Genomic DNA, 9,032 nt, shown 5'->3' on the forward strand with positions numbered 1-9,032 from the left:
CATGGACTGGACCCTGGAAGTCATCGTCGTACCGGTGTCGGACCTCGACAGGTCGAAGCGCTTCTACGAGGAGCAGCTCGGTTTCAAGGTCGACCACGACACGACGTTCAACGAGGACGCGCGCGTCCTGCAGCTCACCCCGCCCGGTTCCGGCTGCTCGATCGTCATGGGCAAGGGCATCGTCAAGGGCGAGCCGGGGACGTTGAAGGGCGTGCAACTCGTCGTGTCGGACCTGGAGAAGGCCCGCGCGCAGCTCGTCGAGCGCGGCGTCGAGGTCGGCGAGATCGTGCGCATGAACGAGGCGGACGGCGGGTCGTTCATCTTCTTCGACGACCCGGACGGCAACAGCTGGGCCGTGCAGGAGATCAAGGCCCGCGCTACCGGTGGGGAGTGGAAGTGAAGTACATGCTGGTCAGCTACGGCGGCAGCCAGGAGGACTGGGAGGGTCTGGCCGCCTGGTCCGACGAGGACATGCACCGCATGATCGCCTACATGCGCGACCTGGACGCCGAACTGCGCGCGTCCGGTGAGCTGCTGCAGTCCGAGGGGCTGAGCGGTCCCGCGCGGGCGTTCGTGGTGCGGGGCAGCGACGCCGGACCGGTCGTGGTCGACGGTCCGTTCGCGGAGTCCAAGGAGGTCATCGCCGGGTACTGGGTGGTCGACGTCGCCAGTCAGGAACGGCTGCTGGAGATCGCCCAGAAGGCCTCGGCGTGCCCGGGGCCGGGCGGGAAGCTCCTGAACCAGCCGATCGAGGTGCACCCGATCATGGGGGCACCCGACGTGGACGAGGACACGCTGGCGCCGTACCAGAAGTAGCGGTGAGGGGCCGGCGCGAACCGGCCCCTCACGCGGTCACTTCAGGTCGTACGCGCGGATGATCGTCTGCTGGACGTCACCGCCCGCGTCCGCCGCCCGAGCCTTGAACGACACGTTCTTCGCCCCGTGCGGGTGGATCAGCGTGACCTGCCAGCCCGCCCGCGTCTTGCGCAGCGGCACCGGCTTCCACGTCTTGCCCTCGTCGTAGGACACCTGCACCGCCGGGTCCTTGATGTTCGTGACGGAGCCCGTTCCGTTGCGCTCCACCGTGATCGGCACGGTGACGACGCGACCGGCGCGGTTGTTCTCGTCCAGCGCGGGTGCGAACCGGACGGCCAGCAACGGCACCGACTGGTACAGGTCGCCGGGAACGTTCTCCGAGTAGAACGACCAGTCCGTGGTGACCTTCGACGAGAACGAGTCGCGGGTCGCCTCGGTGTGGACGGTGTAGCGCTTCTTCTCCGCCGGCACGTTCGGGAGGTAGGCGTACCCGGCCTCCGGCTGGTCGGAGATGACCTTGCCGTCCAGCGTGACGGTGGTGCGGCCGGTGGTCGGGGCGGAGTACCCGTACATTCCCTGCGCGCTGTGCACTGGCAGGTCCAGGCGCAGCAGGTTGCCCACGCGTCCGGCGAAGCGCACCGTTCCTGGCGCGTGCGGCACGCCGGGGCCGTAGACGGCGCTGTTCCAGTGCTCGGTCGTGGTACGGCCGAGCTTGAACACACGCGGTGCGACCGAGTACTGCGAGCCGAGACTGGGCCACTCGCCGAGCTTCGTGAACTCGGTCAGCCCGCCGGACCACTCGACGCCCGGCGTGTAGAACTCCTTGAGCCGCAACGGCAGCGGGCCGGAGGCACCGTTGTCGCGCTGGCCGATCGAACCCGGAACGCGGGCGTGCGTGACGGAGTTGACGCGGGCCAGTTCGCGGTCCTTCACGGAGCGCTGGAGGTCCGCCGGAACGCGGGTCTTCTCGCTGATCCGCACGTGGTACTGGTACGGGCTGCCGTCGAACTTGCCGTTGGCGTCCGGCTTGGCGAGCACGGACTCGGCGTAGAACTCGAACTTCGGCCACGACGTCTTCGACGGGCGGACGCGGATCGAGTCGAAGTTGGTGAGGTACCAGGTTCCGCCGGTCGCGCCCCAGTTGGCCTCCATCAGGAAGCCGAGGCCCGCGGACGCCGACTTCGCCTCCTTCTGCTCGACGGAGATCACCGGCTGGGTGCCCTGCCGTGCGTCGAACACGATCTCCGTGTTGCCGGTGACCTCCAGCGCCGGTTCGGTCAGCGTGGTGATCAGGCCGCCCTTGGTCGGGTCGGGATCACGCGTGCTGATCGTGCCGTCGAGGAAGAACTTGCCCTTGGGCAGGCGCTGCACGAGCGTGCCGGACGGGTCGAAGCGGAAGTACGCCTGCGCCTGGTCGAGGTTGACGAACCGGTAGTCGTAGTACTGCGTCGCCGCGCCGTTGTGGTCGAGGAACGTGAGCTTCACGTCGTAGCTCTCGACCTCCTTCACGACGCCGACGGGCACTCGCACGCCGTCGGAGGACAGGATCACCGCGCCGTAGATGCCGTCCGCGGCGGCGGCCTTGGTGTCGGCGGTGACCGTGGCGTCGGCCGTGCCACCGGCGGGGATGGTCAGCTTCGCCGGCGAGACGCTGAACAGGCCGGCTGCGGCGGGCTTCACCTCGGCGACGCTGAGGTCGACCGTCACGTCGGACGTGCCGTTGTTGCGGTAGGTCAGCTTCTGCGTGATGGGCTTGTCGTCGTCGTGCGGCCACTGCGCGGTGCCCAGCGTGAGGCTGCCGTGGTTCGTGGAGACCCCGGCGGACACGGCGCGGCCGACGTCGAGACGTCCGGCGCCCTGGTCGTAGATGGTCAGCGACGGGTTGGGCTTGGCGCTGTTCATCAGCGCCGCCTTGATGTCCTCCGCCTTCCACGCCGGGTTCTTCGCGGCGAGGATCGCCGCGGCTCCCGCCACGTGCGGGGTGGCCATCGACGTACCGGACAGCGCGACGTGTCCGTCGCCGACGGGCGTGCCGATCTGGCCGTTCTTGGCCTTCGCGGCCACGATGTCGACGCCCGGCGCGGTGATGTCGGGCTTGACGGCGTTGTTCACCCAGCGCGGGCCGCGGGAGGAGAACTCGGCGAGGATGTCGTCACGGTTGACGGCGCCGACGGTGAGGGCTGCGTCGGCGGACGCGGGTGACCCGATGGTGCCGCCGGAGTTGCCCGCGGCGACGACGAACAGCGCGCCGGTCTGCTCGGTGATGCGGTTGAGCGCGAGCGACATCGGGTCGGTGCCCTCGTCGGGCCACGAGCTGCCGAGGCTCATGTTGACGACCTTGGCCTTGGCCGCGGCCCACTCCATGCCGGCGATGATGTCGCTTTCCCGGCCACCGCCGTAGTCGCCGAGCACCTTGCCGTTGATGAGCTTCGCGTCGGGTGCGATGCCCTTGTACTTGCCGTCGCCGGTGACGGTGGACGCGACGTGCGTGCCGTGGCCGACCCGGTCGTCGGTGGTGTCGCTGTCGGAGAAGTTCTTCGACTCCACGACGGCGCCCGCGAGGTCCGGGTGGGTCTCGTCGACGCCGGTGTCCAGGATGGCGACGGTGACGTCCTTGCCGGTGAAGCCCTTCTCCCACGCCTGGGGCGCGCCGACCTGCGCGGCGCTGCGGTCCAGTGACGCGGTGACCTTGCCGTCGAGCCAGATCCTGCCGGTGCCCGCCGCCCGAGCACCGGCCCAGAACGAGCCGTCCTTGCCGACCGTGATCGCGTGCGCGCCGATGCTCGGCAACGACTCGGCGTTCGCCGCGCTGATCCCCTGCCCCTGCACGATCAGCGGAATCGTCTTGCTGGCCGCGTCGTCGTAGCCGGATCTGGCGAGCAGCGAGACGTCGAACAGCCGCTCGTCCAGCTCGCCGGAGTTGAGCCCCGCCTGGGCGTCGAGCGGGACGACGTGCAGGTCGCCGCGCGGGTCCTTGAACGAGCGGAACCCGACGTTCTCCCTGCCCTTGGCGCCCCTGGCCTGGACCTTGCCGTTGTGGACGACGACCTCGTCACCGGTGACGAGCGTGACCTTCGTGGTCAGCCCGCCGGCACGCGCTTCCTGGTCCTGCGGTGCCGCTGAAACGGGAACGGCTGCCGTGGCGGCAACCACGACAGCCGTCAGCCCTGCGGCGATGTGTGATCGTTTCAACGCGAACTCCCCTAGTTCACTGAAGAAGGAATAGCCCTCAGTGACTAAGACACTTCGTTCGGTGGCCGCGTTGCGGCCTGGATCACATCACTTGTTCACAGAGTTGTCTGGATCGCCCGTTCGACGGCCGCCTCGACGTGCAGGCGGGTCGTCGGGAACACCGGAAGCGGCACGTCAGCCTGGGTGATCAGCAGTTCGATCTCGGTGCAGCCGAGGATCACGCCTTGCGCCCCTTCGAACCGTGCGATCACGTCTTGATAGGCGCGGCGGGACTCGTCGCGGACGATGCCGACGCACAGCTCGTCGTAGATGATCCGGTGCACGGTCGCGCGGTCCTCGGCCGACGGCAGCAGGACTTTCAGGCCGTGGGACTCCAGGCGTTCGCGGTAGAACGGCTGGTCCATGGTGAAGCCGGTGCCGAGCAGGCCGACCGTGGTGAGGCCGGCCTGCTTGATCGCCCGGGCCGTCGTGTCGCCGAGGTGGATCACCGGGACGTCGACGGCGGCCTGGACCTGGTCGAACACCTTGTGCATGGTGTTGGTGCAGATCAGCAGGAAGTCGGCGCCGCCTGCCTGCAGGTGCGCGGCGGCTTCGGCGAGCGCCTTGCCGGCGTCGTCCCACCTGCCCTCGACCTGCATGCGTTCGATCTCGGCGAAGTCCACGGAATGCAGTACGAGCTTCGCCGAGTGCAGCCCGCCGAGCCGTTCCCGCACGAGTACGTTCGCGAGCCGGTAGTACTCCGCGCTGCTCTCCCAGCTCATCCCGCCCAGCATCCCGATCGTCAACATGGGGCCAGTCAAGCACTCCAGCGCGGGTCGCGGCCGGTGGTGGCCAGCAACCGCTCGAACGGCGACGCGTCGGCCGGTGCCTCGGCGGGTTCCTTGAAGACCTTCCACTCGACGGCCATCGGTCCCATCTGGGCGACGAGATCAGCGACCTCGGCGAGCACCTCGGGGTCGGGCTCGAAGCGCTGGCCGGTGGCCTGGGCGAGGTCGGACGCGTGGACGGTGAGGTCGAGCAGCGCCAGTCCGCCGACCGTCTGAGCGGGCATCTGCATGCTGCCGGAGATGCCCTCGGTCGCGCCGGGCTCGCCCCACGCGTCGACGAGCTTCGCGGACTCGGCCGGGTACCGGGTGCGCCAGTCCGGGTAGGACGGGTTGTGGCTGAAGTCGGCGTCCTGCTTCGCGGCGAGCTTCTGGAACTCCACGACGACGTGCAGCAGGTGGTCGAGCAGGGCGCGGACGTCGTAGTCGGCGCACGGCGTGGGCTTGGACAGGTCGTCGTCGGTGATGCCGGCGACGACGGGCAGTGCGCGGTCACGGGCTCGGTCGAGCAGAACGCTGAGCTTCATGGTTGCGAGCCTATTTCCGGGCGTCTCGGTCCTCTTGAAGAAATGCGCCAACCTAGGATCGCGCTGTGCAGGGACCGCGCCGTGACACTCGGGGAATCGTGGACGCGCGCGAGCTGTTCGCCCGCGTGCGGTTCCGCCGCCGGATGCCGTGTGCCGAGCTGCAGCCGTACCTGGAGCACTACTGGCTGATCGACGGGCAGCTGGACGCGCCGTACACCACGCACGTCGTGCCGCACCCGTCCGTGAACGTTGTCTTCGAGCGTGGATTTGCCCAGCCGGAAATCGCGGGCGTGGGACTTGGGCTGTTCAGCCGGGTGCTCGACGGGCGGATCCGGGTGGCGGGCGTGCAGTTCCGGCCCGGTGGGTTCCGGCCGTTCCGGGCCGAGCCGGTGTCGGTGTGGACCGGGCGGCACGTGCGGCTCGACGTCCCGTCGTCGCTGGTGCTGGACGTCGAGGACGAGGACGAGCGGGTGGCCGCGCTCAACGCGTTCCTGCTGGGGCTCGGACCCGTGGCCGATGCCCAGGCGACGCTGGCGATGGAGCTGGTCCAGCGGATCCGGGACGACCGGGAGATCCGGCGGGTCGCGGACTTCGCGCGGGACTGCGGCGTGGCCGTGCGCACGATGCAGCGGCTGTTCGCGGACTACGTCGGGGTGAGCCCGAAGTGGGTCATCCTGCGGTACCGCATCCACGAGGCGCTGGAACGGGCCGAGGCGGACGTCGAGTGGGCGCATCTGGCCGCCGATCTCGGCTACAGCGACCAGGCCCACCTCGTTCGGGACTTCACGCAGACCGTCGGTGTCTCCCCCACGGCGTATGCGCGGGCACTCACCTGAGGTACTCGCACAGCTCGACGAGGATGCCCTCGGGGCCGCGGACGTAGCAGGTCTTGAGGACGTCCTCGTACGTCTCGACGTTCTTGACCAGCTCAGCGCCGTGCGGCTTGAGCCGGGCGAGGGTGTCGTCGAGATCGTCGATGGTGAAGGCGACGTGCCGCAGGCCCAGGGCGTGGATCGGGGCACGGGAACCGCCGTCGATGCTCTGCGGGGCCTGGAACTGGCTCAACTCGATCCGGTACCGGCCGTCCGGGGTCTTCATCATCGCGATGTCGCTGGTGGAGCCCTCGAGTCCGATGACGCCGTCGACGAACGCGCCCTCCATGTGGGCCTTGCCTTCGAGTTCCATGCCGAGTTCCTCGAAGAACGCGACGGCGGCCGCGAGGTCGGTGACGGTCATTCCGACGTGGTGCATGCTCTTGATGCTCATGCCCTGGGGACGGAGCCGCCGCCGCGTTCTCGACAACGGAAGTGGTCCAACTTCAAGGGCGGTTTGTGGCTCTGTCAACTGGACCGGTTGCGCGGCAGAGTTCACCGCATGAGCCTCGCATTCCTGATCACGACGTTGATCGCGGTCGCCACCCCCGGCACCGGTGTGCTGTACACGCTGTCCGCCGGTCTCGCGCACGGGCGCAAAGCGAGCGTGATCGCCGCGTTCGGTTGCACGCTGGGGATCGTGCCGCACGTGCTGGCGACGGTGACGGGGCTGGCGGCGCTGCTGCACGCGAGCGCGCTGGCGTTCGAGATCGTGAAGTACCTGGGTGTCGCGTACCTCGTCTACCTGGCGTGGGCGACGTGGCGGGACAGGAGCGAGCTGGTCGTGGACACCGCGGCGGCACCGGCGTCGGCGCGCAAGGTCGTGGTGTCGGCGGTGCTGATCAACCTGCTCAACCCGAAGCTGACGATCTTCTTCGTGGCGTTCCTGCCGCAGTTCGCGACCGGGTTCGGGCAGATGGTGACGCTGAGCGCGGTGTTCATGGCGCTGACGTTCGCGGTGTTCGCCGTCTACGGGGTGTTCGCGGCGTCGATGCGCGACCGGGTGCTGGCACGGCCTCGCGTGATGGTGTGGCTGCGGCGGTTCTTCGCGGCCTCGTTCGCGGCGCTGGGCCTGAAGCTCGCGCTGACCTAGTGGTGCGGTTCGGAAGGTGGGCTGGGAGATTCACGCTCAGCAGGGCGCCTCGCGGCACCGCCCCCACGCCCCCATACGTCCAGTATGAGGACGTGGGGGCGGCACCACTATGCACCCGTCTGACCGCGAATCGCCCGGCAACCTTCCGAACCGCACCACTAACAGGCGGCGGCGCGTCCGAGCAGCAGGGTGCGTTCGCGTTCGTTGCGGGTGAGCGCGGCCGCCTTCTCGAACTCGGCCTTGGCCTCGGCGTTGCGCCCGAGCTTCACCAGGAAGTCGCCGCGCACGCTGGGCAGCAGGTGGTAGCCCTGCAACGCCTTCTCGCCCGCGATCTCGTCGACCAGCGCGAGGCCGGCGGCGGGCCCGAAGGCCATCGACAACGCCACGGCGCGGTTGAGCTCGACGATCGGGGACGGCGAGATGCTCGCGAGCACCTGGTAGAGGGTGGCGATGCGTTGCCAGTCGGTGTCTTGCGCCTTGCGCGCGCGGGCGTGGCACGCGGCGAGGGCGGCCTGCACGTAGTAGGGGCCGGGTGGCTGGTTGAGGGCTTCGGCCCGTTCGAGGGCTTTGAGGCCGCGGCCGATGAGCAGCCAGTCCCAGCGGCCCCGGTCCTGCTCGAGCAGCAGCACGGGTTCGCCGCGAGGGCCGGTGCGGGCCTTGATGCGGGAGGCCTGGATCTCCATCAGCGCGACCAGGCCGTGGACCTCGGCCTCCTTGGGCGCGAGTTCGGCGAGCACGCGGCCGAGCCGCAACGCTTCGGCGCACAGTTCGGGGCGCAGCCAGTCGTCGCCCTGCGTGGCGGAGTAGCCCTCGTTGAAGATCAGGTAGATGACCTCCAGGACGCTGGCGAGCCGGGTGGCGAGTTCGGGACCTTCGGGGACCTCGAACGGCACGCCGGCGTCGGCGAGTGCTTTCTTGGCGCGCACGATGCGCTGGGCCACGGTCGCGTCGCTGACCAGGAACGCGCGGGCGATCTCCTCGGTCTTGAGGCCGCCCAGCATCTTCAGCGTGAGCGCGACGCGCGCCTCGGTGCCCAGGACCGGGTGGCAGGCGGTGAACATGAGGCTCAGCAGGTCGTCGCCGATCTCGTCGTCGATGCCTTCGCTGGCGTCCGGGGTGGCTTCCTGGACGTCGCGGCCGATCTCCTCGACCTTGCGGCTGAGGTTCTCGCGCCGGCGGATCTGGTCGATCGAACGCCGCTTCGCCGTGGTCATCAGCCACGCACCGGGGTTCTTGGGCACACCTTCGGCCGGCCACTGCTCCAGGGCCGCGACCAGCGCGTCCTGGGCCATCTCCTCGGCGAGGCCGACGTCGCGGGTGTACCGGGCGAGGGCGGAGATGACCTTCGCCGACTCCATCCGCCAGACCGCGTCGATGGTGCGGTGCACCGAGGTAACCCCCATGGGGGAATCACACCACAGCCACCTGACGTATTTCCACGACGCACGCGGGGAGGGCGATGCGCTTCATCCGCTCGACCGCTTCCTCGCGGTCGCGCACGTCGATCAGCCAGTACCCGGAGACTCCCAACGCGTCCGGGACGAGGTCGCCCGCGTCGAGCAGCACGCCCGCGCGCACCAGCGCGTCCCCGTGCAGTGCCGTCAACGGATTCGTGCTCCTGACGAACACCATGAACCGCACCGGACCTCCTCGTTCGCCGTCTACCAGGACGTCGAACGAGGAGGTGCCGAAATCGACGCGATGATCA

Annotated in this window: 10 protein-coding genes; 4 read left to right on the forward strand and 6 right to left on the reverse strand. The window is 69.2% G+C overall.

Annotation, left to right across the window (positions count from 1 at the left end):
• Position 1 precedes the first annotated feature (1 nt).
• The gene (locus tag SK571_RS38965; RefSeq protein WP_319989129.1) at positions 2–400 is read left to right on the forward strand and encodes a VOC family protein; all 399 of its coding nucleotides are present in this window, start codon (positions 2–4) and stop codon (positions 398–400) included.
• A 5-nt stretch (positions 401–405) separates the two neighbouring features.
• Complete coding sequence (locus SK571_RS38970) at positions 406–816, forward strand: YciI family protein (RefSeq protein ID WP_319989206.1); 411 nt, start codon at positions 406–408, stop codon at positions 814–816.
• 36 nt (positions 817–852) lie between these two features.
• Here SK571_RS38970 and SK571_RS38975 read toward each other — a convergent pair whose 3' ends face one another.
• The 3 genes from SK571_RS38975 to SK571_RS38985 all read right to left on the reverse strand — a co-directional run bounded on the left by SK571_RS38975 (position 853) and on the right by SK571_RS38985 (position 5,359).
• Positions 853–4,008 (reverse strand): S8 family serine peptidase, encoded by a 3,156-nt coding sequence (locus SK571_RS38975; RefSeq protein WP_319989130.1) that lies wholly within the window; start codon positions 4,006–4,008, stop codon positions 853–855.
• 95 nt (positions 4,009–4,103) lie between these two features.
• Complete coding sequence (locus SK571_RS38980; protein WP_319989131.1) at positions 4,104–4,796, reverse strand: aspartate/glutamate racemase family protein; 693 nt, start codon at positions 4,794–4,796, stop codon at positions 4,104–4,106.
• An 8-nt stretch (positions 4,797–4,804) separates the two neighbouring features.
• Positions 4,805–5,359 carry a TIGR03086 family metal-binding protein gene (locus tag SK571_RS38985; protein WP_319989132.1) on the reverse strand — a complete coding sequence of 185 codons (555 nt, stop codon included), beginning with the start codon at positions 5,357–5,359 and terminating at the stop codon, positions 4,805–4,807.
• 65 nt (positions 5,360–5,424) lie between these two features.
• Here SK571_RS38985 and SK571_RS38990 point away from each other — a divergent pair, with 65 nt between their 5' ends.
• The gene (locus SK571_RS38990; RefSeq protein ID WP_319989133.1) at positions 5,425–6,195 is read left to right on the forward strand and encodes an AraC family transcriptional regulator; all 771 of its coding nucleotides are present in this window, start codon (positions 5,425–5,427) and stop codon (positions 6,193–6,195) included.
• Here the strand turns inward: SK571_RS38990 and SK571_RS38995 are convergent.
• Positions 6,188–6,610, reverse strand: coding sequence for a VOC family protein (locus tag SK571_RS38995; RefSeq protein ID WP_319989134.1), 423 nt, complete (start codon positions 6,608–6,610; stop codon positions 6,188–6,190). The two genes, SK571_RS38990 and SK571_RS38995, sit on opposite strands and share 8 nt — an antisense overlap.
• Positions 6,611–6,733: 123 nt before the next feature.
• Between SK571_RS38995 and SK571_RS39000 the strand changes: the two genes are divergently transcribed.
• On the forward strand, positions 6,734–7,324 hold the full coding sequence (locus tag SK571_RS39000) for a LysE family translocator (RefSeq protein ID WP_319989135.1): 591 nt from the start codon (positions 6,734–6,736) through the stop codon (positions 7,322–7,324).
• A gap of 158 nt (positions 7,325–7,482) precedes the next feature.
• Here the strand turns inward: SK571_RS39000 and SK571_RS39005 are convergent, their stop codons facing one another.
• The gene (locus tag SK571_RS39005) at positions 7,483–8,727 is read right to left on the reverse strand and encodes an RNA polymerase sigma factor (RefSeq protein WP_319989136.1); all 1,245 of its coding nucleotides are present in this window, start codon (positions 8,725–8,727) and stop codon (positions 7,483–7,485) included.
• A 7-nt stretch (positions 8,728–8,734) separates the two neighbouring features.
• On the reverse strand, positions 8,735–8,965 hold the full coding sequence (locus SK571_RS39010) for a YciI family protein (RefSeq protein WP_319989137.1): 231 nt from the start codon (positions 8,963–8,965) through the stop codon (positions 8,735–8,737).
• Between the last annotated feature and the right edge of the window lie 67 nt (positions 8,966–9,032).

Source organism: Lentzea kristufekii (assembly GCF_033949925.1).
In the GTDB taxonomy this organism is placed as follows: Bacteria; Actinomycetota; Actinomycetes; order Mycobacteriales; family Pseudonocardiaceae; genus Lentzea; species Lentzea kristufekii.

What these genes read in the sequence shown, in the direction of transcription:
- SK571_RS38965 (WP_319989129.1), top strand. Translation starts at nt 2, where the DNA reads ATGGACTGGACCCTGGAAGTCATCGTCGTACCGGTGTCGGACCTCGAC.
- SK571_RS38980 (WP_319989131.1), bottom strand. Translation starts at nt 4,796, where the DNA reads ATGTTGACGATCGGGATGCTGGGCGGGATGAGCTGGGAGAGCAGCGCG.
- SK571_RS38995 (WP_319989134.1), bottom strand. Translation starts at nt 6,610, where the DNA reads ATGCACCACGTCGGAATGACCGTCACCGACCTCGCGGCCGCCGTCGCG.
- SK571_RS38970 (WP_319989206.1), top strand. Translation starts at nt 406, where the DNA reads ATGCTGGTCAGCTACGGCGGCAGCCAGGAGGACTGGGAGGGTCTGGCC.
- SK571_RS39000 (WP_319989135.1), top strand. Translation starts at nt 6,734, where the DNA reads ATGAGCCTCGCATTCCTGATCACGACGTTGATCGCGGTCGCCACCCCC.
- SK571_RS39005 (WP_319989136.1), bottom strand. Translation starts at nt 8,727, where the DNA reads ATGGGGGTTACCTCGGTGCACCGCACCATCGACGCGGTCTGGCGGATG.
- SK571_RS38985 (WP_319989132.1), bottom strand. Translation starts at nt 5,359, where the DNA reads ATGAAGCTCAGCGTTCTGCTCGACCGAGCCCGTGACCGCGCACTGCCC.